Here is a 22,965-nt window from a genome sequence, read left to right on the forward strand (position 1 = left end):
GCTATAGAACCATTTGAATCTGAAAGTGTCCTCCCCAGATGTGGAACTTGGTATCAATATAGTCGGCAGGGTAATTTGCTTGATGTCCATAATGCCTGTAACGATAAAAAGGGGCGAGCATGAATCCTAGTTTTTTCCCCATCCAGCAACAGCGGTAACGGATGGGAAGCTCAATTTCATATTGCGATTTTACTCCCAGGTTTAAAACGACGGTTCCATAATCCGGATCATTTTTAATCGTGCATTTGGGCTCTTCAGGCAATTTATATTTAAAATGAAAGCCGGCATTCCAACAGTCTCCAATAGAAAGAAGAACCATGCCTCCTCCGGCAAGGTAGTAAAAAGTACTCTTGGAGTTGTAAATCAGCGGAGTCGGTTTCACAAAATCGTTATGGCTGGTGAAATATCCGTAACCAAGGTAAGGAACCCATGTGATGCAGCAGCTTTTAGGAAAACTGTAGGAAGCGCCGATCCTTCCTTCAATCTCATATTCTGTAACCTCTGACTTCAATGGATTTCCCGCTTTGGAATTGCCCTCAAGCTCTCCGGTGACCCAGTAGCCGTCAACAGAAAGATAGAGACCTTTGCTGTTAAGCTTTTCATAGCCCCCACGCACTCCAAACAGCCACCCGTCTTGCCAAGTCCCTCCTTTTTTATTTCGTTTTAAATAATAAGCTTCCGGGCCTAAGGAAAAAAAATGGGGACCGGAGATTCTTACAGATTCCACAGGTACTGTAAAAAGGAGAAAGATCAAAAGAAATAAACGTTTCGTTAGCATTGAAAAGGATCAGGTAAGTTAAAAACGACCTTTTATAGCGTGTTTGGATCAACTTTGCAAAAGAATTCCCTTGAAAGCTTGTCTTTTCTCCTCTAATGTATTGAATTTACTTGATTCTTTGACAAATAGGAGTGTTCTCATGAAAAAGGGGGTGTTAGGGTGTTTTTTAATCAATGCTGTTGCTTTATCGGCAAGTCAAGCAGTTTTCTATACAGAGCAGGGGGAAGAATATTTATGCGACATTCAAACACCCGCCACTGTTTGGGAGATTAAAGAATCTCTTGAGGATGTGCTTCCCTTTACAAAAGAAGAGATGTTATTTATTACGGAGGGGGCTTTTCTTTGCGAAGAAGAATATTTTCTTCCCTTTGACGGGCAGAAGATCTGGGTCACTTCCCTTGATTTCGATCAGCCTGTTCCCAAGAAAACATATGCTGGCTATCGCAACTATGATCGAAAAGCTGCTGAGTCGGAAAAAAAAGATCTTCGCTTCATCTTAAAAACCTTGGCAACGAAATCGATTGCCGGGTTGTTGAAATACCGTTCAGAATTGGAAGCTGCAGGCGATAGGATCGATAAGCTGCATCCTTTGCGTTTTTTGGAAACGGCCTTCACAGATGAGGAGCTTAAAGCTTATATGCATAACATTCGTCAACGAGGGGGATGGATTTGGGGAGAATTTATCAAAGGGATCAAAGGAAGTTTGCAGGATGAAGCGGATATCGGTAATCTCACAGATGACATGATTTTAGATTTTTCCTGTCAGGTAGAAATTGATCTTTCTAAGATCGAAGGGCTGATACATAGAGAAAAATGGGAGGATTTTATTAAGGCGCTCATTATCCATATTCCAAGAAAAGGAGATTCAGATCGCTATGACCAGTAACATCTTATTGACTGGAGCTCGTTCAACTTGCGCTCTTGAAATTGCGCGCCATCTCAATGTTCAAGGACATCGGGTTGTTGCATGCGATACGTCCAGAACGCATGTGTCCAAATATTCGAATGCGGTTGATAAGTTTTTGAAAATTCCCAGCCCCCGTTTTGAAACTGAAGAATTTATCCTTTCTATCAACCGCATCATTGAGGAAGAAAAGATCGATTGGGTCATTCCTGTTTGGGAAGAGGTGATGTATTTGGCTCTGTTTTTGAATAGGCTGCCAGGCCATGTCAACGTTTTTTGTCCAAACTTTCAGATTGTTCATACGTTGCATCATAAATGGCTTTTTATCGAAAAGCTGCGCTCTATGGGAATTCTTGCGCCTGAAACGTTTCTCCTTCGTTCTCGGGATGATCTTAATCAGTTGAACTACTCAAAACCTTATGTATTAAAAGCTTGTTATTCCAGAGGGTCTAGAAAAATCGTTAGGATGGAGCCTGGAAAAGAGATTCCGAATATTGAAATTTCTAAGGAAAATCCTTGGATTGCCCAAGAGTATATTCAAGGAGAAAAGTATTGCTCGTACAGTATTTGCCATGAAGGCAAAGTAAAAGCGCATACCGCCTATCCGGTTGAGCATACAATGGATGAGAGCTCTTGCCTTGCTTTTGAATCCATTGAGCATCCTGCCATCTGTCGCTGGGTGGAAAATCTGGCAGATAAGCTTGACTTAACAGGCCATGCAGCGTTTGATTTCATTGAAACTCCTGAAGGGAAATTGTATTCAATCGAGTGCAACCCACGTGCAACAAGCGGAGTGCACCTATTTCGATTAAGCGAAAACCTTGCCTCTGCCTTTCTCAATCAGACAGATTCCTGTGTTTATGCTGGAATTGGCAATACTCAGCAGATATTGGCAGGTATGGCAATCTTTGGTTGGAAAGACGCTATCCGTCATAAAAATCTGCTAAAATTTATGAGAAAATTGCTAACAACTAAGGACGTTGTCTTCAGCGTTAATGATTTGCGCCCGTTTTTTTGCGAGCCTGTCGTTTTGGGATCTTATCTTTGGAAAAGCCGAAAGAGCGGGTTATCGATTCCTGTCTACTATACTCATGATCTTGATTGGGATGAGATGTTGACTGTGGATTCAAAGCCTGCACATTCTGAAGTGGGCAATGAGTGATAAGGCAGTAAGAGGGGCTGTATCTGTTCTCAAAATGTTTTGATGCAGCTTAACTCCAATCGCGTGAAGTTTTTCTAGCTGAAGAACTTCCTCTTCGTGGAGGCCGCTTTCCGGTCCGATCACAAAGGCGATCCCCTGTTTGGGGGGAGATGTATTCCAGCGCTTAAAGAAAAGCGGTGCATTGTCGGAAAGATCGCCAAAATAAAGAGGAATGTCGGAGGGGGGCCATTTGCTGATTGGGGGATAAAAGGTGATAGAAGGGATAAAGAGTCTTCCTGATTGCTTTGCTGCAGAAATCGCAATTTTAGTGAGTCTAGCCAATTGACTTTCTTTGAGATCTTTCTTTTCACTTAATTTTCCCGGGAACAGTCGCAGCTCATCCATTCCTAATTCGGTGCATTTTTCCACAATCGTATCCAACCGGTTTGGCCGAGGGATCGCTTGAGCAATGATGATTGGAAATGCTGAAGGCTTTTCACTGATTGTCGAATGAATGAGTAAAGAAGCTTCGTTTTTTTTGATCTCAAGAACTTCTGCAACTGCCAGTGTTCCCTTTCCATTGATCAATTCAACCTCTTCTCCGGCTCGGGCACGGGAGACGTGAGCCAAATGATGCAGCTCTTGTCCACCGATTGCAATGCGGGAGTCGAGTTCTAGGGGGCTATCTAGATAGAAGCGGTCGACAGGCATTAGTTGATGGGGCTGAAGGTAATCGTGTGTTCTTTTAAGATCGGAAAGATCTCTAATTTTTCTCCATCTTCCCGATAGAATGCAAGTTTTTGCATATAGTCTCTAAAACGTTTGCGCAGAACCTCTTCACGCTTTGAAAGGTTTGATACCTGATCCCCCTGCTCTTTTTGTTCGGCAATGACGTAGGCAACATAGGTGTCTTCCATTTCTTTGGGGTCGACCACTTCAATGCTCCACTGAAGGTGCTCTCTTTCATTTTTTGGAGAGGCAACGAGAACGATTTCGATATTTTCCCTAATGATGTCAAGAAAGAGTCGGCTGACATCTTTGACATAGAGAGGGAGAGTAAATATTGTGATTCCGTTTTTTAATTTGACTAAAGGCCCTTCTTCAAGCGAGTGAGTCGTTGGATTGATCGTCTCGCTGTATTTAATAGGATAATACACGGTAATCGGGATCTCTTTTCCTATAGGGATCAGCTGCTGTTTCAGGAAGTTAATCCTTAAGTTGCGGGCTTCGGGGTCATTGATCTCTTGAAGGATGTTGTGTCTAAAAGGGATAGGGACTTTTTTCCACTTTTCCGGGATAAGGTAGCTGATCTCATTGCCGTGATTTTTCTGCTGTGCTTCCTTTATTCTATCCAGATCATAAGCTGTGATCTTGTCCATGTTGATGACAAGGCTTAGCCCTTTGATCTTCAATTCTTGTATCGCTTCTTTAGGTCCGCTGATCGTTTGAGAAAGCCGTTCAGGCCATATATCCAAGAATTCGTATCCGTGAGGCGGGTGTCCAGTTGGAGTTTCTACCCAGATCGGTACCGTATCGCTGATTAAATCGCTGAGTTTGATCACAAATTCGGGATGGGAAACGGAGTTGATGTGGTGGCGCAAGTCTAATGAAGGATTAAGGCTGACGAGGTTTTTTTTAGAGACCTGGATTACCCAGTTGTCCGAATCCGCAGTGGATGCATCCAGAAGCACTTCAAGATCGCCTTGCTCCAGCTCCTTGACGACGTCTTTTGATCCGCTTAGAGTCAATGTTAGCCGTGTGCTCAGATATCCGTTTGGCAAAGAGCCTCCGATCGTTTTATCTTGAGGAAGGTTAATCACTTTGATTGGAATATTGGGAACTGTTTTTGTTTCTGTAATCGATTGGTTAACAAAAATCCAAACGATGATTGCGACACCTAAGGAGATTCCTTTGCGTTGCCAGTTTTGGAAAAAAGCTTGCGAAATTATTGATTCCATTGCTTAAACCTTTCCAAAAAGTCCAGGCTGCTTTCGACTGCGGTTTTCTGAGGAGTGAAGACACTTCTCAAAATCCCTTTGAATCGATCCGGTTTCACGCCCCTAGTCATGATTCCATCTCTTGCAATGGCGACTTTTCCTGTTTCCTCGGACACAACGATCACTAAGGCGTCGGTAATCTGACTGATGCCAAGCCCTGCTCGATGCCTTGTTCCCATTGATTTGCTAAGCTGTACGCTTTCATCGGAAAGAGGAAAGATGGTTGCGGCAGACAAAATGCTGGTTCCTCTGATGATGACGCCGCCGTCGTGCAAAGGAGTCGTGGTGCTGAAAATCGACTCGAGCAGTTCTTGAGTAAATTCTGCATCCAGCCTAACGGCTTTATTCGCAAATTCATCGAGGGAAGTCTGGTTTTCAAGGGCGATAAGTGCGCCGATTCTCCGTTCCGACAAACGGTAAACGGAGTGGGTGATCCCCTCGAGAAATTTATCAAACTCTGTGATTTCCCGATATTTTTTCCCTTTAACGCTCAGCCTTGACAATGCGATACGCAGTTCAGGTTGGAAGATAATGAGTAATCCAACCACGGCGACATTGACGAAATTCCACATAAGTTTCTGTAAAACAGGAAGGTGGAAGATAGCGGCAGCAACGTAGATCAAACCGAACGCCATGATGCCGAAAAGCAGATCCATGCCTCGGGTATTCCAAAAAAAGGTTAACAGATAATAGACCATGATCGCGATGATCAGGATCTCTAAACCTGGAACCATTAATTGAAATATTTTCATGCGTTTATGTGTCGCCCTTTCATTTCCGAACAGCTGAGAAATTTTTCCATGATGACCGCTGTACTGCGATGCTCTTCTACGTCGTGAACGCGGAGGATATCGATATTTTCTTTCATCGCAAGAGCGCCTAGCGCAATTGTCGGCGCCAGAAGATCTTCCGGAGGTTTATTTAAAACCTTACCCATAAATGATTTACGGGAAAGGCCCAGAAGTACTGGAAAACCTAGCTCTTTAAATTTTTGCAAATTGTGTAAGATTTGGTAATTATCTTCAACTGTTTTTCCGAACCCTATGCCTGGGTCGATAATGATGTTGTTTTCCTTGATTCCAGCTTTTTGCAAAGCTTTCAGTTTATCTTCAAACCAAAAGAGGAGCTCTTTGATGATGCCCTTTGGATAAATGGGGTTTGCCTGCATCGTCTTTGGTGTTCCTTGCATGTGCATGACACAGATGCGCGCTCCTGTATCTGCTGCCATTGCGATCATTTCCGGATCTTGCAAGCCGGAGACATCGTTAATGATCGATGCACCGGCATCCAGGGCGGCTTTGGCGACTTTGGCTTTCATTGTGTCGATAGATAAGGGAATTGTGAGTTGTTTTTTAAGAGCTTTGATTACGGGAACGACGCGCTCCAACTCCTCTTCTTCACTTACCGGATCAGCATATGGGCGAGTGGATTCGCCGCCGATGTCGATGATGTCAGCGCCCTTTTGAAAGAGTTCCAATCCTCTTGCAATTGCCAGATCGTTCCTAAAGCAGCGGCTTTGGCTGTAGAAAGAGTCGGGGGTTGCGTTGAGAACTCCCATGATTTGCGTTTTTAAAATGGCCATATCAGCTAAAGTATAAAAGATATCAGCAATATTTGACGATTAATAAGTAAATTGTCATATTCCATTATACGATTCGGGAGATTCTTATGGACGTTGAGATTTTGGCGCGTATGCAGTTCGCGTTTACGATTATGTTTCACTACATCTATCCTCCTTTGAGCATTGGTTTGGGGCTTCTTTTGGTCATTATTGAAGGCATCTACATGAAAACAGGGGATCAGTCGTACCTCCGTATGGCGCGTTTTTGGACAAAAATGTTTGCTGTGACGTTTGCGATTGGCGTAGCAACCGGCATTGTCATGGAATTTGAGTTCGGGACAAATTGGGCTTCGTATTCCCGTTATGTTGGCGATGTATTCGGAAGCGCTTTGGCTGCTGAAGGGGTTTTTGCGTTCTTTCTCGAATCAGGGTTTCTCGCTCTCCTTCTATTCGGTTGGGAAAGGATCAGTCCCCGGCTGCACTATTTTTCAACGATTATGGTCTGCTTAGGAGCTCACTTCAGTGCAATTTGGATTGTGGTTGCGAATTCCTGGATGCAAACGCCTGCCGGTTTTCATATTGTCGGCGATGGGTTGAGTGCCCGGGCTGAAATTATCGATTTTTGGGCGATGGTTTTTAATCCTTCTTCAGTTGATCGTCTCCTTCATACGATTGTGGGGGCATGGCTGGCTGGTGCGTTTCTTGTCATCAGCGTTTCAGCTTATTACCTCTTAAAAGGCAGACACAAGAAGTTTGCAGTCAATTCTTTGCGTGTTGCATTGATGGTTGCGGGAGTTTCGGTTGCTTTGCAAGCCGTGATAGGGGATATGAGCGCGCGCGGTGTGGCAAAAAATCAACCGATGAAGCTGGCTGCAATGGAAGGAATTTATCAAACGCAAAAAGGAGCTCCGTTAGTGCTGTTTGGAGTACCCGACTCTGAAGCTAAATTGGTAAAAAAGGAAGTCTCCATTCCCAAGTTCCTAAGTTTTCTTTCCTTCCATGATTTTAATGCGGAAATCAAAGGGTTGAATGAAGTGCCCCGAGCAGATTGGCCCAATGTAAAGGCAGTGTTTACGACTTACAGGATGATGTTGTTCATGTGGGGCCTTATGGTGGTTACTGTGATTTTAGCTTGGTGGAAGTGGAGAAAGGGAACGTTAGCCGAGAGTAAAGGGGTGTTGAGGTTGATGGCTGTTTCCGTTATCTTTCCTCAGGTGGCCAATCAGGCGGGATGGGTGGCAGCTGAGATGGGAAGGTATCCTTGGATTGTTCAGGATCTGCTTAGAATCTCGGAGGGATTGTCGAAGTCTGTGTCGGCTGAACATGTCTTAGGTTCGCTGATTATGTTTACAGCCGTTTATCTGTTTCTTTTTTTCATGTTCCTTTACCTTTTCAATGAAAAAATCAAACACGGCCCTGATGAGCCGGAAGCAGAGACTCCTTATCACAGCTTGCATGTTTTAGCCGAGAGGTTTGACAATGAGTGAGGTGTTTACCCTTGAGTTCTCCTGGTTTGCAATCTTTGTCGTGTTGTTGACCGGCTTTGCCATTCTGGACGGTTTCGATTTAGGAGTTGGAATTTTCCATCTCTTTTCCAAGAGCGACGAAGAGCGTCGCTTAATGCTTAATACCATTGGTCCTGTGTGGGATGGAAACGAAGTTTGGCTGGTGACTGCAGGAGGGGCTTTGTTTGCGGGCTTCCCAGATGTTTACGCAACCTTCTGCTCAGCATTTTACATTCCGATCATGCTTTTGCTTTCCGGGCTGATCTTTCGCGCAGTGGCGATAGAGTTTCGCAGTAAACAGCCGATGGCTTGGTGGAGGTGGATGTGGGATCTGTTATTCAGCGCTGCTTCATTGGTGATTGCTTTAGGGCTTGGGATTGTGGTGGGAAATCTTATTGTAGGAATTCCTTTAGATCATCAAAAAGAGTTTATCGGGAGCTTTGAAAGCTTGCTCCACCCTTACGCCTTATTGGTAGGCGTTTTGGTCGTTGCTCTGTTTTCCATGCATGGAGTGATCTATGTTTTGATGAAAACCGAAGGAACGCTTCATGATAAGATGCGAGAGTGGGTAAACCCGGCGATCATTCTTTTTATCATGCTGTATGCTTTCACCACAGTAGCGACTCTGATTTATTATCCGCATATGGTAGAAGCGATTAAAGAGAGGCCTTTCTTTCTTCTCGTAGCCTTCATCAACATGCTTGCTATTGCGAATATTCCTCGCGAAATTCATCACAATCGCGATGGAAGGGCTTTCCTTTCTTCGGTATTGAATATTGTCTGTTTGATGGCGTTATTTGGCATCGGTACTTTTCCGAATGCAGTCCGGGCTGTTAATGATCCAGTTCAATTAAGCATGACAATTTGGAATTCGGCATCATCTCACAAAACTTTAGCTATCCTGCATTTAATCGCTCTCATCGGTATTCCGATGGTATTAGGTTATACGATTGCCATTTATTACATCTTCAGAGGGAAAGTCAAATTGGATTCAACCAGCTACTGATTTGTAAGTTCAATTTGCTAGCCGAACACTTATGAACAAGAAAGCCAGTAGAGCTTGTTCGTGATTTAAAACTGCTTGAATTGTAGGGATTTTTCTTTAAGATTCTGTAAATTTCAGAATGGCCTCACCTCGCCAAGCTGTGAGGGCAGCTCGGTTCGGCCATTTCATAAATTTAATGGCATTACGGAGCTTTCGCTCCTTAAATGCCCCGTCCACGGAACAATCATCATGTGAAATTTAACATTGATCAGAAGTTCTTATTCAAGATCAATGAGACATTTAGATAGCTTAGCCGATTCGTTTTCCCAACAATATTCAAACACCTTCTCAGGGCTGTTGAAGTTTAGAATTTTTCGAGGCCTGCGATTTAGCAAGGACGCAATCCCTCCTAATTTCTCTTGTGAGTGAACACTCAGATCTGTACTTTTTGGAAGAAACTCTCGGATCAATCCATTTGTATTCTCATTGCTTCCCCTTTGCCAAGGACTTCTTGGATCTGCAAAATAAACTTTTGTTCCTACCTGTTCATAGATCTTTTCATGATAAGCCATCTCTGATCCATTATCATAAGTCAAGCTGCGTCTCAAATGGGCGGGAATTCTTTTGAGAAATGAAATAAATTTACTGACAACTGTTTCAGAATCTCTGCCATCTAGTTGAACCAAAATCGTATATCGGGAACTTCTTTCAACGAGTGTCCCAACAGCGGAACCCTGTTTTTTTCCAATGATAAGATCTCCTTCCCAATGACCAACCTCCTGTCTATCCTCAACAGATCCTGGGCGTTCCCGTATACTGACACGGTTTTTAATTCCACCTCTATGAACACCTTTTACGTTTCGATTTCTCCGGTATCTATGTTTCCTTCTCAAAAAACCAGTGATGACTTCCCGTCTTTCATGCCTGTAAATCCAAAGATAGATAGCTTCTGGAGATACTTGCATTTCAGGCATAGACGCATAATCTTTTCGAAGGTAGCCGCTGATTTGCTCAGGAGAACATCTTAGCTCTGTAAGTAGATAGAGGATCGCTTCTTCTAAAAAACCTGAAATTTTTCGCTTTTTCACTCGTTGGCAGGATTTCTTGATCGCATCTTGTTGAGCCGTTTTCGCCTTATAATCTGTAAAACGACGATGCAATTCATCAGAAATCGTTGAAGGGCTGCGACATAAGGACCTTGAAATTGATCTTACTCCGTACCCTTGTTTTTTTAGTTGCTCGATTCTGCATCTTTCTGCAAAACTGAGCCTGCAATATTGAGCCATGGCTTGTTTTCCTTTTTAGTCTTAGGAACAAGCTATGGCTTTTTTCAACTTTTTATTTCATCATTTTTTTGTTCATAAGTGTTCGGCTAGCAAATTGAACTTACACTGAAACATGGGATGACCTCCAGTTTTAGGGGGTCAAACTTTCCCTGTGTTTTACGCTCTGGCTCTCTCTCTTTATTTAAAATTAATACAGCCTTGCTAATCTGGCCCCTTAAAAAGGTACATCTATGCAGCAAGTTAAAAATTTTTTTAGTTATTTTAATCCAACAACCGACAAATATGAAGGCGCTTGGGAGGCTTTTGATTCTGCTTTGACGTTTGGGCAACAGTTGCAAGTGATCACACTGACGGCTTTGGCTGCATTGGTTTCTCTTCCCATACTAGGATTGGGCGGGTTGGCTGCCTTTCGCGCTCTTGTTAATCATTATGTTCCTTATACAGCTGATGATCTTCCCGATTCTTTTAATGGAAATACTGCAGGAAAAGTCCACGATATCGGGTTGAATGCATTCAATCCAATGGGTCAGGCACAATTTGTTGAAAATGCGAAACGTTTATTTAACGTTGCGTCAACTTTTGATGCTCTTTTTGATCCGGAATTAGACACAATTCTAGAAGAACTGTTCGATAAATATAAAAATGGCCCGATTCTTCTTACAGCTTTGAAAGTGGGGAATCCTTCTGAACGTCTTGAGATATTAAAAGATGCTCAGAAGCTTGATGGAAGTATGGATGCGGCTCAAGAATTTTTGCAGTTAATGAAGTTTGTCTCTGAAATAAAGGCGAAAAGAGAAACAGCAGTGCCTAGACTGGAAAGATTTGGAGAAGGGATATCAAAAGCTGCCGAACTGAAAAGTCTGCATCGTGCCCTTGAAAGCATCCCTGTAGAAGAAGAGGAGGAATTGCTTAACGCAGCTTCGATTATTTTCAAGAATTTCAAGACAGCGTTAGAGCGGATCAACTGTCTTCAGGTGATCCGAAATCATATCTCTATAGGGAAAAGAGCTGACGCCATTGCTTATCATCAGAAAGTTTTGAGTACGATTACATCGCCGACTATATTGGCTGACGTTCTCCCATTGATTCAAGAGCAGACTAAGGAGAATCTTAGAGCAGTAGAAGAACTTGTGCTTCTCTTATCAAATCCTGAAGACGACGGCACTGTCCTTTTGAAATGTTTGAGATGTATTGAAGGCGTTTCCGACGATGTGAGCATATCGCTCTTAGAGAATATTTACAAATGCCTTGACGGTTTAGCTGGCGAAAATCTTAAACCTGTTTTACAAATTCTACATCATATTTCAGGATTAACAGTTGAAAGGAGAACAGATGTTGTCGCTGTTGCTCTAACGCATATTAGAAGTTCGATGCATCCTACCGAAAGGCGTCTAATCATGAGTGCGCTTTGCGATTTGAATGATCCTGCTGAAGTTAACAAGGATGAGCTGCAGGATTTGATTAAAACGAAAAAGATTATCATGGAGTTTTTCGGAAAAATCAGCAACGCTTTAGATAAACAAAAAATGATGAAAGAGATCCAACGGATACCGGAAAATCAACGCGAGTCTCTTTTTTCAACGATTTCACCAGTTCTTTCTCAAGTGGCTTCTGTTGAACAATTTAAAGAGCTGATTACAGGTATTAAGATGATCGCGCCACAGCATAGAAACAGTGTCATCGCTAATCTTAGTGGAAAACTCTCTGATCCTTTTGATTGGTTGACTATTGTGAGGCAAGCATTGCAAGATACTCAAATTAAGGCAGATTCTAAGCAATATTTGATTGAGTTACTAAGAGTGGAAACGGATCAAGAGATTGCTCTTGATATTGCGAATAAAATTTGGGATAACCGCAACGTTTTTGGTGTTGTGGATGGTGACGATGGTGACGAACTTTTTATTCTTTTGCTGGGAATTGTACCGATAGCAGATGGGCACGCACGCAGTCCTTATACGCTCTATGGCCGTTTATTGAAAATGGACAAGGAAATATCAACGCCTGAAGTGCTTAAACCGACAAGAGATCTGCAAGGCGTTCGGGTCAAGATGAACCAGCCCCATTTTGAAAAGATGGTGCGGGAAACTAAAAGAGTCACTTTTGAAGAACTTGATTCTTCGGTAACATTTGAATTTCTTGAAAAATTGTTTAGCAGCTTTGAGACAAGACTTTCGCGTCTTTCCAGTGAAGAGAGAAACAAAGTATGGACCTCTGGCGTTGCCAACTGCGTTGTTGTAAATGGTGCTATAACAGCAGGAAATGTCAAAAATGCCTATGAACTTTTACGTCATACGTTCATGGGAACAGGGGGATATGTTAATCAAATTTTGAAAATTAAGGGAGCTGATCATCAGGTTGTCCCAACAGGGTATTTGCATGTGTATGCCGTGATTAAGTATGTTGCGGCATGCTCAATTGAAATCCAGTCTGGATCCGGCCTTTCTTCTCAGGAGGAAACATTACTTCGTATGCTTTCATCGATTCAGAATTGTGCGACTGGGAAAAGTGAAGGTTTTGCCGCTTTTTATAATCAGCTTCCTCATGAATACCGCAAGTTTGGAGCAGCTGCAGCTTCAACGCCTGCAGAAAAAGCGAAAGCTTATCTTGGAGGCGTTGTACAGAAAGTGATCGGTTCTTACTTAGATCATACAAGCATTAACCGTATGGCTAAAGAGTTAATCGGTGCTCCTGATGACGGGCAATATGTCCATACAAGTAAATATTTGAAAAATCTAATCGCTAAGCGTGTCGGAATGCCCTGGGACATCAGCTTCGATGCGTATCCTGGCTGCATTAATGACACTTTATTTAACCGTGAATTACAAGATGTTTTGGAAATTTTCTATAAACATGTCACTCCGAAAGACTTTGCCAATAAGGTTTATAAAGAGATGCTCGAGGAGATTGTCCCTAATCGCGACGAGATTAAAAGGATTGATGAAAAGTTAAGACAAGCAAAAAGTGCTCTTGAAAAGAAAATGGAAGAGGGAAATTTGCCGGAGCTAAGGAAGAGTGTAAATGAGTTAAACCGGCAATTGTCTAAAGTTCGTATAGAAAGAAATGTAGAAGAAGTGACACGGTTGACTAAGGAATTAGAGGAAGTTCGAACAAAACTCAAAAATGAAGAAGAACGACTTGGAGTCGCTTCTCTGAAAGAAAAAGTCGAGTTGATCGAGGAAGAGTTTGAAGGGCCGCATAAAAAAGTCAAAACAGAGCTGACAACGCAATTCATGCAGCTCTTGTCGGAAAAGAATCTCGATGGCTGCTTTTGTTCCATTGACGACACAGAGATGGTGCATGCAATCACTGAAAAAGGCGTTGTTTTGGCACTTATAGAAGCTGGATATTTAGCCGCCTCTTAGTCTATCATAGCTCTCATGAAATGGAAGGTATTGGATACAGGGATTTCTTCTGCAGAAGAAAATATGGCCGCTGACGCCTCGTTATTAAACGAGGTGTCAGATTGTAAAAATCCGATTCTTCACCTCTATGAATGGGAAGGGTTGGCGGCGACATACGGCTATTTTTCCAAACCGGATGATTTGCTTAACCTGGAAGCTATAGCTGCTAATAACGTTCAACTGGCTCGCCGTCCTACAGGCGGGGGGGTTTTGTTTCACTTTACAGATTTTGCTTTTTCTATCATTGTCCCTAAGAGCCACCCTTTTTATTCCACAAATACTTTACGCAATTACGCTTCGGTTAATCGAGTCGTTGAACACGCTGTTCGTGATTTCATCGGTGCTGAATCTCTGTTTTTAGAGGAAGATATTGCCTCGAAGTCTTCAGCTCGTCACTTTTGCATGGGAAAACCTACAAAGTACGACCTTATTAGAAAGGGGAAAAAAATTGCGGGTGCAGCACAGCGACGTACAAAAGAGGGGTTATTGCACCAAGGCACCATCCACTTAGCGCTTCCGAATTGGGATGATCTTTCTTTGTTGATTAAGGATAGCTCTGTCTTAGATGCCATGCGCCTCTACAGCGCAGGACTTGTCGATTTTGATCGTCTTCCGAAAGCTCGAAAGGAGATTAAGAGGTTGTTGATCGAAAAATTTTGTGGAGTAGACACATGATCCCTATTTTATCCCACACTCGCGAATCTTATAGTCAAGCTGTTGCAAAAGCTCTTGGAAAAGGTTTGCAGCATGCTGCACTTCTCTACAGAGAATGGATGAGAACGGGAAACGTTTCTTCAAAGCACCCCGCTTTTTACAATGCACCTCTATTATATGAGGAGATCTTACAGGTGACAGATTTTAGTTTGCCGGAGATTTCCCACCAATTGACTGATGGTGATGTACGCAAGCTTTTAATCAGATTCGATGATGGAAACGTGGTGGAGTCTGTTGTGATTCCGATGCAGTTTGGGTTGTCTCTTTGCGTGTCTTCACAAGCGGGATGTCGGATGGGGTGTACGTTTTGCCAAACGGGACGGATAGGGCTCAAAAGGCACTTGAGATCTGAAGAAATTGTTGCTCAAGGCTTTATTGCCAGACATGTTTTGCGGTTGCCGATTCGGAATATCGTTTTCATGGGAATGGGAGAGCCTATGGATAATTTCGATGCTGTTTCGCAGGCGATCAAAGTCTTTTCTGATCAGGGAGGTATGGCATTTGGAATGCGGCATTTAACCGTGTCGACTGTAGGAAGGGTGGATGGCATCAGGAGATTTGTCAGTGAAGTAAATCCGGCAGTCAACTTGGCAGTTTCTATCAACGCTCCCAATGATGCGTTGCGCAAAACATTGATGCCTCTAACCAGAAAATATTCCCTTGGAACGATCAAAGAAGCGCTTCTTGACTATTGCTCTCATCCCCGCCGCTCTGTGTTGATTGGATATGTTTTAATCAAGGGAGTGAACGACTCGTTGGAGCTTGCAGACGAGTTAGCTGCCTATATTAAGGGATTAAGGGCGAAAGTGAATCTGATACCCTACAACCCTCAAGAGAGCGATCCGTATGAAACGCCTGAATCAGAGAGTGTCAATGCATTTGCCGCACGTTTAAGAGCGCAAGGGGTGTCTACCCTTTTGAGACAGACGAAAGGAGATGAGATGATGGCAGCTTGCGGACAGTTGGGAGGAGTTAACAAGAGCGTTCATTCAAGTCAAAAGAGTCCGTTTCGTCCATCATTCCAAGAGCTTTCCTAGCTTCGTTCATGATAAAAAATGTTCCGATGACGGCTGTGTTGCCTTTTTGGGATGCCTTTGTTACAGCATGGGAAATTGAGGAATCAATCGAGATGTTCCGTGATGGAAACCCGATCTCTACCAAGATCGCATACAAATCTTCCGGAGTGGATGATCTTCCATTCGGAGCTGTGACAAGAGAAATGCATTGGGCGTGGTTGGCGATAATCTCAAGGCAGCGTTTAAGGTCTTTGTTTTTTGAAAGAGTGCAGACAACGTTTAGGGGGCGCCGCTTATCCTCGCAGAAATAGCGCTCCAATGCTGCCGGGTTGTGCGCGACATCGAGAATGACGTTTCCCTGTTTTTCCATTCGGCAGCAAGGTCTGGCCTCAAGCGCTTTCATGATTAAATAGGGAGAAATACTCAGTTGCTCTAGAGCTTTTTTTGCAATGGCTCTGTTTTCTTCTTCAACAGAGGAAAATTTCCCCTTGATTTGGACGGCTTGCGGAGTAGAAATGTGCAGAGCTGAAGGACCTAGAATAACAGGAACGCCAGGCTTAATGATTCCTGCTTTTTCTGCAGCGATCTCCTCTAAGGTGCTGCCTAAAAACTCTGTATGCTCAAGGCTGATTGACGTAATCACAGATAGATCGGGATGAATAATATTGGTGGCGTCAAGGCGGCCGCCGAGGCCAGTCTCAATCACCGCATACTCTACGTTGTTCTCAGCGAAGTAGAGAAACGCTAACAGGGTTGTAAGCTCGAAAAAGGTTCCGGGAAGATCGATGATTTGGCTAAGAATTCTTTCCACATCATCTTCAGAGATCATTTTCCCATTGATTTTGATTCTTTCTCTGAAAGTGGAAATGTGGGGAGAGGTGAACAGGCCGACTTTGCTGAATTTAGATTCCAACCCTTTGGCAATTTTCTCTGCTGTCGATCCTTTTCCATTTGTTCCTGCAATATGGACTGAACGGAATTGGCGATCCGGATTCCCGACCGAAGTGGCTAGAGCTCTCATTTGTTCCAATCCAAGCTTCATTCTTTGATGCGTATTGACTGTAAATAATTGATTTATGAGTTGTTCGTAAGACATTTTTCATAGAGGAGTTGGAACGTTTCTTCGTTCACCCATGAGCATCCAAGTGGAATGTGAGGTTTGACCGTTCCATGAAAATCTGATCCTCCTGTCATGATCCAATTTCTGTAGAGGCCGATTTTCACCCAAGGCCTTTCCTGGTGAGGAGGAATCTTAGCGTAGTAGGCTTCAATTCCATCGAATGGCATCTTTAAAAGACCAGTCACAAGATGAGGCTGATTGATCAGGTGAGGGTGAGCAATGATAGCAACGCCTCCGGCAGCCCGGATGACGTCAATGGTTTCTTCAATAGAAAACGCATCTCCTGACACATAGCAGGAGCAGCCTTCACCTAAATATTTTTTAAAAGCCTCTTCCATTGTAGCGACGTAGCCTTGCCGCATCATCTCCATCGCCAGGTGCGGACGGCCGATGCTTTCCAAATTTTTGGTATCAATGGCAATCGGCATTCCGTGCTCTTTTAATTTTTCCAAGATGAGCAGTGAGCGTTGAAGTCGCCTCTCTTTATGTTTGCGGCAGAAAGCATTGAGTTGTTCATTCGATAGATCGAAAGCGTAACCAAGGATATGGACGCTTTCATTTTGATGGAAGCAGGAAAACTCCACTCCTGTCAGGAGAGGGAAATTCAGTTTTTTAGCATAGGGAAGCGCAGTAGAATAAGCGTTGAGGGTGTCGTGGTCTGTAATGGAAAGGCCTGAGAGTCCCTGATCGATGGCAAGGTCGATCAACTCTTTAGGAGAGGCAGTCCCGTCTGAACATGTAGAGTGGCAATGTAAATCAGCTCGAAATTGTTTCATCACGGTAAGGAATATACCTCACTTCGCTTTCCAGCTCAATCCCATACTTTTCTTTAACTTGTGTTTGAATATTCCGGACAAGCGCAAGAACGTCTGCCGAAGAGGCTTGATTTGTATTGATTAAAAAATTCCCATGAAGAGAAGAAACTTGAGCTTCCCCTTGCACCGATCCTTTTAAACCGCACGCTTCAATCAATGCTCCTGCAGTTTGGGAAGGAGGATTGCGGAACATACAGCCGGCGGATTTTTTGCCGTAAGGCTGAGTTTTGGTGCGGTATTCAATGATGGATAGCTGCTTGCTCTTCGCATTGCAGGACGGAGTCAGAGAAAACGTTGCTCCGACAATTGCTCCGTGCAACGATTGAAAGGAGGAGCTGCGGTAGCCGAATGTGATTTCGTGACGGTCAAAATGCTTCAGCTCGCCTTTCTCTGTCACATAATCGACAGAAGCGAGGCTCTCTTCAGTTTCAGATCCATTTGCTCCGGCGTTCATGAAAACAGCTCCGCCGACAGTTCCTGGAATGCCTGAAGCAAATTCCAATCCCGACCAACCTTGTCTGGCTGTCTGCGCTCCCAGGCGGGAGAAGCTGAATCCTGCTCCGACGTGAAACATTCCATCGGAGATTTCATTGCAAAACGAAATTTTATTGTGAATCACCAGCCCGTCAAATCCTTTGTCGTCAAAAAGGGTATTCGAACCTTTTCCTAAAATGAAAGTGCGAAGATTTAGCTTAGAAGCCTTTTTGAATGCTTCTTGCATCTCTTCAATGGAGCGCACTTCCAAATACCACTTAGCCGGCCCGCCAATACCGATGGTGCATAGGTGTCTTAAAGAGCGGCCAGCTTCCATTCGAATGGAATCATTCATCTTTAACTTGAGGTGTGCATCGCTTTTGATAGAGCTCGTCCATAATAGCGTTAATGAAAGTTGCAGATTCCGGTGTGCTGAACTTCCTCCCCAAGCGGATGGCTTCGGCGATGGCGACTTTTGGAGGGATTTGTTCATCAAAAAGAAGTTCGTAGATTCCTAAGCGCAAAATATTTCTCTCGACTCTGGGAATGCGGTCAAATGCATAAGATTTGGCGGATTCTCCGATCAGCTGATCCAGCTCTTTTTCGCGGCCGCGAATGAGATCGACCCGTTCTTGAGCTTCTAAAATCACTTTTTTAGAAATCTTCGCTTCTTTGGATAAAAACGTGTGAAATGCTTCTTTTTCCGGAGAATGCCAATCATGCCCATAAAGGAGTTGAAAGACGATTTCCCGAATTTTCTGTTGTGGAACTGCCATTTGAATCACTTAGTCTGTTGCGAGGTGCAGTTCGACTCCTTGATCCGATTCAATTTTTTTGTGTTGGATATAGATCCTTCTTAAGCGGGCATCCTCATCGAATTTCAGGTTGAATTCCAGCCATCCTTCGTTGAAATAGTAGGAAACCAGGGTGTTACGTTGAAATTTCTCTTTTCGCTGAGCTCCGCAGAACGCGTTTTCCGCCTCCCGCCGCGTCATCAGCTTGTGCAGTCTAGTCGGACAGCACTCAGGAGCTGTAATCCTCTCTACGAATTCGTCAAAAGTGACGAATTTTGAGACATTGACCCCAAGAGAGTTAGCAATGTCTTCGGGAAGAGTAAACGGATGGCGGAAACGGATAAAAAATCGAAATAGACAATCTAGTGCTTTCATAGACCTGTGCGCTCCCTAAGGGAAAGTAAAATGACAAAACACATGTGATAGGCGAGTCTTAATGACCTCTGTTTAATTCCAATAATTTTAACGTTTTTCGTGAAAAAGTGCCAATAAAATTTTCTTTCCTTTTATTCTTCTTCGAAAGAGGGGTAGCAAAATTTCTCAAAAAATGAAAAGATCTGAATCAATAGCAATTTAAATCGCCTACACGTTCTAAGGGCGCGTGCAATGCAAAGCGTAGAGATGACACGATAGAAAAAATACACGGAGCGGAAGCGATTTTAACAGGCAATCTATCAGAGATTGAAGAAACGAAAGTACTTGCCGATAAAGTGAATAAATTAAACACAGGTATGGCTGGCGTTGGAAGAAGATAAACAAACCAAAGTAAGCGGCCGTTATTTCTTCCATCAAAAGGAAGCGTATTCCAATCCTGATGCTGATAACGTTGCTTTGCAAGAAAGATTATTGGACGTATGCGCGGGAATCACCGGAATCTCTTTTTCTTAGATATGTATGCAATTTTTTTAGACATTGAAACGACAGGGCTTGATCCATTTATCCACAAACCGATCGATCTGGCTTTTAAAATCTATGACATCCGTCAAGACGTTTCCATTGCAGAATATCAACAAAAAATTTTTCAATCTATCGAAGATTGGAATCTCCACGATCCCGAATCTATTAAAGTGAACGGATACACCTACAGGGATTTAGAAGAGGGAAAGAGGAGCGAGAAAGTTGCAGAAGAGGTCATCCAGCTTCTCTTATCTCATGGAATTGAAAGAGGAAAGGCGTTTTTCATTTGTCAAAATCCTGCTTTTGATCGTGCGTTTTTCGATCGTATTATCCCTGTTTATACTCAAGAAAAGTTGAATTGGCCTTATCATTGGTTGGATTTAGCCTCTATGTATTGGGTTTTTTTATTAAATGAGGAAAAAAATGAAAGGAGCCAGCTTTCCGAAACGATCAACTTGTCAAAAAATGCCATTGGAAAGAGATTTGGAATTGAACAAGAAGCGGTGCCGCATCGAGCGATGAATGGAGTTGAACATCTTATCAAATGCTATCGAGCGGTGATTTCATCCTTTTCTGGATAAGTAGGAGAGAAGGGGCTTTCGAGCGGTTTAACCAGCGGTGGTGGCATAAGCTCCATCGTTTCGGATCCAGCTTTGAGGCGAATTCAAGAATGTGTTTTTCTTCTCTCTTTCCTTCTGTGTGGCCGGGATAGCAGGTGATGCTGACCATTCCTCCATCCTGAACAGCCTCCAGGGCTTTTTGGATGCTTTGCAGTGTTGTTTCCGTTTGTGTCGTTTTGGCTTTGTCTCCCCCGGGAAGATAGCCGAGGTTATAGGCGGCAAGCCTAACACTGTTTGGCTGGATTTCATCTGGAAAAGAAGAATGGCAGCCGTGAACGAAAAAAATTCTTTCCACAATTTTTTTTTCCAGTTTTTCCAGAAGTGATTGCTTGGTTGAATTGATGGCGTCTTTTTGAAGATCGCAGGCATACAGTTTGCCAGATTCCACAGTCAAGGCCAGTTGGGCGAGCACAAGCGTGTCGTGCCCGTTTCCACAGGTAGCGTCGATGACAATATCGCCAGGTTTAACAAGAGACTTCCAATGCTTGTGAGCAAGGTCGATATGGGAATGAAAAAGAGGGTATTGCTCGTACATGCCTTTCAATTTTATGGAAAAGGGAATTTTATGGAAAAAGGAATTTTGTACAGAAAAGCAGGGCAATCACCCAGACGATCCAGTTTGTTTCCCGCACTTTTCCGGTTAGCAGCTTGATCGAAGGAAAGGCGACAAAGCCAAGAGCTACTCCGGTAGGGATGCTGAATGTCATGGGAATGGCAATCAGAGTGATGAATCCTGGAACAAATTCGGTCATATCCTCCCAGTCAAGCAGGCGTGTCTGTTTCACCATGAGAGCTCCGATCACAATCAACGCAGGGGCTGTAGCAAAAGGAGGAATGGAAGAAGCTAGCGGGGCAATGAAGAGCGCTGTGAGAAAAAGAAAGGCAACGGTGACGGCGGTCAGTCCGGTGCGTCCTCCTGCGGAAATGCCTGTGGCAGATTCAAGATAGGTCGTAAAAGGCGCTGTTCCGAAAATCGATCCTGCAATTGTCCCAAAGGCGTCGGCATTAAGCGCCTGATGTGTACGGGGAATCCTGCCTTCCGGTGTCAGGAAATTTCCATGGCTGGCGAGGCCTAGCAAGGTGCCTGCTGTATCAAAAATTGCAACAAATACTAAGGAAAGGACTACGGGAAGAATCTGGAGATCAAGCGCCCCTAAAATATCTAGCTTCATGAAGGTGGGAAGAGGAGTTGGCGGCAGGCTGAACAGCCCCTTCCATTCGACGAGTCCGAGAAAAAGTCCGATTCCCCAATTAAACAGTGCACAGATAAAAATGGCGCCCCTGACATTTAGAGTCATTAGGACGGTGATCATGATCACTCCGGTGCCTGCAAGAATGATTTGGGGATCTTTAATATTTCCCAAAGTTAGCAGAGTCTTCTCATCGGGAACGACGAGATTGATGCTTTTAAATCCAATAAATGCAAGAAATAGTCCGATTCCTCCAGCTGTGCCCAACCGAAGATCTGCGGGAATGGAATTCATGATCGCTTCTCTAATTCCTGCCTGATTAAGGATAAGAAAAATGATCCCAGCCAAAAAACATGCTCCCAGAGCTGTCTCCCATGAGTATCCTTCTCCAATCACAATCCCATAGGTAAAATAGGCATTCAATCCCATGCCGGGAGCTAGTGCGAAAGGGAGGTTTGCTCGTAGTCCCATGTAAAAAGAGGCAAAAAAAGTTGCAATAATCGTAGCGGTCATCACAGCGCCATTATCCATTCCAGCCTCGCTCAAAATGCGAGGATTGACGAAGATGATGTAGATCATTGTAGAAAAGGTCGTGAAACCTGCGAGAATTTCGGTTTTGATGCTTGTCTGGTTTTTCTCTAAATGAAAGGTGCGTTCAAGAAAACTTCTCACGTCTTAAAGCTCGCAGAGAGATAAAACTCCTCTTTTAAACCCAGTATATTGCCCAAAGTTTCCGCGAGGTCGTGTTCGATGCTCTCAAGAAAAAATTTTTGTTCAAATGAAGGGAAGTAAGGGAGGCTGACGGTAATATGGATTTTGTTATTTTTGAGAGAGATAGCACTAGGGATTTCTTTTTCTGGGAATAATTCCTTAAAATAACAGTCGACGAGTTGCTGGATAAGGTTTTCATCAACGTCGATCGCGTTTTTTTTTGATTTGATGCTGTAGTAGCGATGCTGTGAAGAGATGATGACATTGATGAATAGAGAGATTCCCAAAATGATAAAAAGAAGGCCAAATGAAGAAATGAGGGTGGTGTTCTCGATGATAAAGAGGATGATGTGGGTGCGGATAGCAGATGACCAAGGAGTCAGAAGGCATGTGATGCCTCCAAGGATAAAAAAGATGGACAGCATCGCTGCGATGAAAAAATGGATCAGTTTACCGATATTCATTTAAAATTCGTCATTATATTCATCTTCGTCTTCAGTGCTGATCAAAACTGGAGCCTGCAGCGCAGTGTTTGGAATGTTGAATTTTTTCAGCTGTTCTTCTGGAACGATATTCTTAAACACAACATGGATATCGGAAACATGAAGTCCGGTCAGCTCTGTGACCTCTTCAGAGATCATAGTTTGGATCTCTTCAGCTTTTGCAGGAATAGACACTCCGAAACCAACGTTGACTTCCAACTTGATGGAAACGCATTGGCGGTTGCTGTCTTGTTCAATGTGGATTCCGCGGATCCCTTCGAGGCTATCTCTGCCGAGAATGTTGTCGATAAAATTTCCCTCAATTGGGGTGACGCCGTGAATTCCTGAAAGGCATTTGAGGACAATTCCTTGGAAGACGCGGTTTTCAATATCGCGGACAAATACAGTTTCGGGAAGCTCAAATTCTTTTGAGTCGTATTTATTGCGTTTTGTTTCCATTCTGTTGCTCCATCATAGGAATTGATCAAACGTTTTGACACTGTTTAATGCTTTATATTATACTGAGAAAAACTTTACAGCGCCATGATAGGCGTGGTTATCAAACATTTTCCTT

At 43.5% G+C, this 22,965-nt stretch carries 24 protein-coding genes; 9 read left to right on the plus strand and 15 right to left on the minus strand.

Annotation, left to right across the window (positions count from 1 at the left end):
* Position 1: 1 nt before the first annotated feature.
* Positions 2–778 carry a hypothetical protein gene (locus tag WCW_RS03750; protein WP_013181863.1) on the minus strand — a complete coding sequence of 259 codons (777 nt, stop codon included), beginning with the start codon at positions 776–778 and terminating at the stop codon, positions 2–4.
* A gap of 139 nt (positions 779–917) precedes the next feature.
* On the opposite strand from WCW_RS03750, the gene WCW_RS03755 reads away from it, so the two are divergent.
* Both WCW_RS03755 and WCW_RS03760 read left to right on the plus strand, forming a co-directional pair.
* Positions 918–1,664 (plus strand): DUF8085 domain-containing protein, encoded by a 747-nt coding sequence (locus WCW_RS03755; protein WP_013181864.1) that lies wholly within the window; start codon positions 918–920, stop codon positions 1,662–1,664.
* Positions 1,654–2,844: an ATP-grasp domain-containing protein gene (locus WCW_RS03760; protein ID WP_013181865.1), complete on the plus strand. Its 1,191-nt coding sequence runs from the start codon at positions 1,654–1,656 to the stop codon at positions 2,842–2,844. The genes WCW_RS03755 and WCW_RS03760 overlap by 11 nt, the downstream gene beginning before the upstream one ends.
* On the opposite strand, the gene WCW_RS03765 is transcribed toward WCW_RS03760, so the two are convergent.
* The 4 genes from WCW_RS03765 to folP are packed head-to-tail and all read right to left on the minus strand — an operon-like array spanning position 2,809 to position 6,402.
* Positions 2,809–3,534: an RsmE family RNA methyltransferase gene (locus WCW_RS03765; protein ID WP_013181866.1), complete on the minus strand. Its 726-nt coding sequence runs from the start codon at positions 3,532–3,534 to the stop codon at positions 2,809–2,811. The genes WCW_RS03760 and WCW_RS03765 overlap by 36 nt on opposite strands.
* Positions 3,534–4,781 (minus strand): YbbR-like domain-containing protein, encoded by a 1,248-nt coding sequence (locus WCW_RS03770; protein ID WP_013181867.1) that lies wholly within the window; start codon positions 4,779–4,781, stop codon positions 3,534–3,536. Before WCW_RS03770 ends, WCW_RS03765 begins: the two co-directional genes overlap by 1 nt.
* Positions 4,769–5,572 carry a diadenylate cyclase CdaA gene (gene cdaA / locus WCW_RS03775; protein WP_013181868.1) on the minus strand — a complete coding sequence of 268 codons (804 nt, stop codon included), beginning with the start codon at positions 5,570–5,572 and terminating at the stop codon, positions 4,769–4,771. Before cdaA ends, WCW_RS03770 begins: the two co-directional genes overlap by 13 nt.
* Complete coding sequence (gene folP, locus WCW_RS03780) at positions 5,569–6,402, minus strand: dihydropteroate synthase (RefSeq protein WP_013181869.1); 834 nt, start codon at positions 6,400–6,402, stop codon at positions 5,569–5,571. Before folP ends, cdaA begins: the two co-directional genes overlap by 4 nt.
* Before the next feature lie 86 nt (positions 6,403–6,488).
* Here folP and WCW_RS03785 point away from each other — a divergent pair, with 86 nt between their 5' ends.
* Positions 6,489–7,868 (plus strand): cytochrome ubiquinol oxidase subunit I, encoded by a 1,380-nt coding sequence (locus WCW_RS03785; protein ID WP_013181870.1) that lies wholly within the window; start codon positions 6,489–6,491, stop codon positions 7,866–7,868.
* Positions 7,861–8,892, plus strand: coding sequence for a cytochrome d ubiquinol oxidase subunit II (cydB, locus tag WCW_RS03790; protein ID WP_013181871.1), 1,032 nt, complete (start codon positions 7,861–7,863; stop codon positions 8,890–8,892). Before WCW_RS03785 ends, cydB begins: the two co-directional genes overlap by 8 nt.
* Positions 8,893–9,149: 257 nt before the next feature.
* Here cydB and WCW_RS03795 read toward each other — a convergent pair whose 3' ends face one another.
* Positions 9,150–10,157 (minus strand): IS30 family transposase, encoded by a 1,008-nt coding sequence (locus tag WCW_RS03795; protein WP_013181872.1) that lies wholly within the window; start codon positions 10,155–10,157, stop codon positions 9,150–9,152.
* A 230-nt stretch (positions 10,158–10,387) separates the two neighbouring features.
* Between WCW_RS03795 and WCW_RS03800 the strand changes: the two genes are divergently transcribed.
* The 3 genes from WCW_RS03800 to rlmN are packed head-to-tail and all read left to right on the plus strand — an operon-like array spanning position 10,388 to position 15,309.
* Complete coding sequence (locus WCW_RS03800) at positions 10,388–13,519, plus strand: hypothetical protein (RefSeq protein ID WP_013181873.1); 3,132 nt, start codon at positions 10,388–10,390, stop codon at positions 13,517–13,519.
* A 15-nt stretch (positions 13,520–13,534) separates the two neighbouring features.
* Positions 13,535–14,233 (plus strand): lipoyl protein ligase domain-containing protein, encoded by a 699-nt coding sequence (locus WCW_RS03805; RefSeq protein WP_013181874.1) that lies wholly within the window; start codon positions 13,535–13,537, stop codon positions 14,231–14,233.
* Positions 14,230–15,309 (plus strand): 23S rRNA (adenine(2503)-C(2))-methyltransferase RlmN, encoded by a 1,080-nt coding sequence (rlmN, locus tag WCW_RS03810; RefSeq protein WP_013181875.1) that lies wholly within the window; start codon positions 14,230–14,232, stop codon positions 15,307–15,309. The genes WCW_RS03805 and rlmN overlap by 4 nt, the downstream gene beginning before the upstream one ends.
* On the opposite strand, the gene WCW_RS03815 is transcribed toward rlmN, so the two are convergent.
* From WCW_RS03815 to WCW_RS03835, 5 genes are read right to left on the minus strand one after another with little or no spacing between them, the layout of a single operon-like run.
* The gene (locus WCW_RS03815) at positions 15,245–16,384 is read right to left on the minus strand and encodes a bifunctional folylpolyglutamate synthase/dihydrofolate synthase (protein ID WP_013181876.1); all 1,140 of its coding nucleotides are present in this window, start codon (positions 16,382–16,384) and stop codon (positions 15,245–15,247) included. The two genes, rlmN and WCW_RS03815, sit on opposite strands and share 65 nt — an antisense overlap.
* The gene (locus tag WCW_RS03820) at positions 16,363–17,184 is read right to left on the minus strand and encodes a PHP domain-containing protein (RefSeq protein ID WP_041941504.1); all 822 of its coding nucleotides are present in this window, start codon (positions 17,182–17,184) and stop codon (positions 16,363–16,365) included. Before WCW_RS03820 ends, WCW_RS03815 begins: the two co-directional genes overlap by 22 nt.
* The gene (gene murB, locus WCW_RS03825; RefSeq protein WP_013181878.1) at positions 17,165–18,052 is read right to left on the minus strand and encodes a UDP-N-acetylmuramate dehydrogenase; all 888 of its coding nucleotides are present in this window, start codon (positions 18,050–18,052) and stop codon (positions 17,165–17,167) included. Before murB ends, WCW_RS03820 begins: the two co-directional genes overlap by 20 nt.
* The gene (gene nusB, locus WCW_RS03830) at positions 18,045–18,473 is read right to left on the minus strand and encodes a transcription antitermination factor NusB (RefSeq protein WP_041941771.1); all 429 of its coding nucleotides are present in this window, start codon (positions 18,471–18,473) and stop codon (positions 18,045–18,047) included. The genes murB and nusB overlap by 8 nt, the downstream gene beginning before the upstream one ends.
* A gap of 9 nt (positions 18,474–18,482) precedes the next feature.
* Complete coding sequence (locus tag WCW_RS03835) at positions 18,483–18,866, minus strand: hypothetical protein (RefSeq protein ID WP_013181880.1); 384 nt, start codon at positions 18,864–18,866, stop codon at positions 18,483–18,485.
* Between the two features lie 366 nt (positions 18,867–19,232).
* Here WCW_RS03835 and WCW_RS10250 point away from each other — a divergent pair, with 366 nt between their 5' ends.
* Positions 19,233–19,379: a hypothetical protein gene (locus tag WCW_RS10250; protein WP_013181881.1), complete on the plus strand. Its 147-nt coding sequence runs from the start codon at positions 19,233–19,235 to the stop codon at positions 19,377–19,379.
* Positions 19,346–19,969: a 3'-5' exonuclease gene (locus WCW_RS03840; protein ID WP_079891161.1), complete on the plus strand. Its 624-nt coding sequence runs from the start codon at positions 19,346–19,348 to the stop codon at positions 19,967–19,969. The genes WCW_RS10250 and WCW_RS03840 overlap by 34 nt, the downstream gene beginning before the upstream one ends.
* On the opposite strand, the gene mnmM is transcribed toward WCW_RS03840, so the two are convergent.
* The 4 genes from mnmM to WCW_RS03860 are packed head-to-tail and all read right to left on the minus strand — an operon-like array spanning position 19,929 to position 22,850.
* On the minus strand, positions 19,929–20,543 hold the full coding sequence (gene mnmM, locus WCW_RS03845; RefSeq protein WP_013181883.1) for a tRNA 5-(aminomethyl)-2-thiouridylate-methyltransferase MnmM: 615 nt from the start codon (positions 20,541–20,543) through the stop codon (positions 19,929–19,931). The genes WCW_RS03840 and mnmM overlap by 41 nt on opposite strands.
* Positions 20,544–20,571: 28 nt before the next feature.
* The gene (locus WCW_RS03850) at positions 20,572–21,870 is read right to left on the minus strand and encodes an NCS2 family permease (RefSeq protein ID WP_013181884.1); all 1,299 of its coding nucleotides are present in this window, start codon (positions 21,868–21,870) and stop codon (positions 20,572–20,574) included.
* Complete coding sequence (locus tag WCW_RS03855) at positions 21,867–22,373, minus strand: hypothetical protein (protein WP_013181885.1); 507 nt, start codon at positions 22,371–22,373, stop codon at positions 21,867–21,869. Before WCW_RS03855 ends, WCW_RS03850 begins: the two co-directional genes overlap by 4 nt.
* Complete coding sequence (locus WCW_RS03860) at positions 22,374–22,850, minus strand: Asp23/Gls24 family envelope stress response protein (protein WP_013181886.1); 477 nt, start codon at positions 22,848–22,850, stop codon at positions 22,374–22,376.
* Between the last annotated feature and the right edge of the window lie 115 nt (positions 22,851–22,965).

The sequence above is a fragment of the Waddlia chondrophila WSU 86-1044 genome (genome assembly GCF_000092785.1).
Taxonomy (GTDB): domain Bacteria; phylum Chlamydiota; class Chlamydiia; order Chlamydiales; family Waddliaceae; genus Waddlia; species Waddlia chondrophila.

What these genes read in the sequence shown, in the direction of transcription:
- WCW_RS03820 (WP_041941504.1), bottom strand. Translation starts at nt 17,184, where the DNA reads ATGAAACAATTTCGAGCTGATTTACATTGCCACTCTACATGTTCAGAC.
- WCW_RS03815 (WP_013181876.1), bottom strand. Translation starts at nt 16,384, where the DNA reads ATGTCTTACGAACAACTCATAAATCAATTATTTACAGTCAATACGCAT.
- WCW_RS03840 (WP_079891161.1), top strand. Translation starts at nt 19,346, where the DNA reads ATGCGCGGGAATCACCGGAATCTCTTTTTCTTAGATATGTATGCAATT.
- folP (WP_013181869.1), bottom strand. Translation starts at nt 6,402, where the DNA reads ATGGCCATTTTAAAAACGCAAATCATGGGAGTTCTCAACGCAACCCCC.
- WCW_RS03770 (WP_013181867.1), bottom strand. Translation starts at nt 4,781, where the DNA reads ATGGAATCAATAATTTCGCAAGCTTTTTTCCAAAACTGGCAACGCAAA.
- WCW_RS03805 (WP_013181874.1), top strand. Translation starts at nt 13,535, where the DNA reads ATGAAATGGAAGGTATTGGATACAGGGATTTCTTCTGCAGAAGAAAAT.
- cdaA (WP_013181868.1), bottom strand. Translation starts at nt 5,572, where the DNA reads ATGAAAATATTTCAATTAATGGTTCCAGGTTTAGAGATCCTGATCATC.
- WCW_RS03860 (WP_013181886.1), bottom strand. Translation starts at nt 22,850, where the DNA reads ATGGAAACAAAACGCAATAAATACGACTCAAAAGAATTTGAGCTTCCC.
- WCW_RS03835 (WP_013181880.1), bottom strand. Translation starts at nt 18,866, where the DNA reads ATGAAAGCACTAGATTGTCTATTTCGATTTTTTATCCGTTTCCGCCAT.
- WCW_RS03760 (WP_013181865.1), top strand. Translation starts at nt 1,654, where the DNA reads ATGACCAGTAACATCTTATTGACTGGAGCTCGTTCAACTTGCGCTCTT.
- WCW_RS03765 (WP_013181866.1), bottom strand. Translation starts at nt 3,534, where the DNA reads ATGCCTGTCGACCGCTTCTATCTAGATAGCCCCCTAGAACTCGACTCC.
- cydB (WP_013181871.1), top strand. Translation starts at nt 7,861, where the DNA reads ATGAGTGAGGTGTTTACCCTTGAGTTCTCCTGGTTTGCAATCTTTGTC.
- rlmN (WP_013181875.1), top strand. Translation starts at nt 14,230, where the DNA reads ATGATCCCTATTTTATCCCACACTCGCGAATCTTATAGTCAAGCTGTT.
- WCW_RS03795 (WP_013181872.1), bottom strand. Translation starts at nt 10,157, where the DNA reads ATGGCTCAATATTGCAGGCTCAGTTTTGCAGAAAGATGCAGAATCGAG.
- WCW_RS03800 (WP_013181873.1), top strand. Translation starts at nt 10,388, where the DNA reads ATGCAGCAAGTTAAAAATTTTTTTAGTTATTTTAATCCAACAACCGAC.
- mnmM (WP_013181883.1), bottom strand. Translation starts at nt 20,543, where the DNA reads ATGTACGAGCAATACCCTCTTTTTCATTCCCATATCGACCTTGCTCAC.
- WCW_RS03750 (WP_013181863.1), bottom strand. Translation starts at nt 778, where the DNA reads ATGCTAACGAAACGTTTATTTCTTTTGATCTTTCTCCTTTTTACAGTA.
- WCW_RS03855 (WP_013181885.1), bottom strand. Translation starts at nt 22,373, where the DNA reads ATGAATATCGGTAAACTGATCCATTTTTTCATCGCAGCGATGCTGTCC.
- murB (WP_013181878.1), bottom strand. Translation starts at nt 18,052, where the DNA reads ATGAATGATTCCATTCGAATGGAAGCTGGCCGCTCTTTAAGACACCTA.
- WCW_RS03785 (WP_013181870.1), top strand. Translation starts at nt 6,489, where the DNA reads ATGGACGTTGAGATTTTGGCGCGTATGCAGTTCGCGTTTACGATTATG.
- WCW_RS03755 (WP_013181864.1), top strand. Translation starts at nt 918, where the DNA reads ATGAAAAAGGGGGTGTTAGGGTGTTTTTTAATCAATGCTGTTGCTTTA.
- nusB (WP_041941771.1), bottom strand. Translation starts at nt 18,473, where the DNA reads ATGGCAGTTCCACAACAGAAAATTCGGGAAATCGTCTTTCAACTCCTT.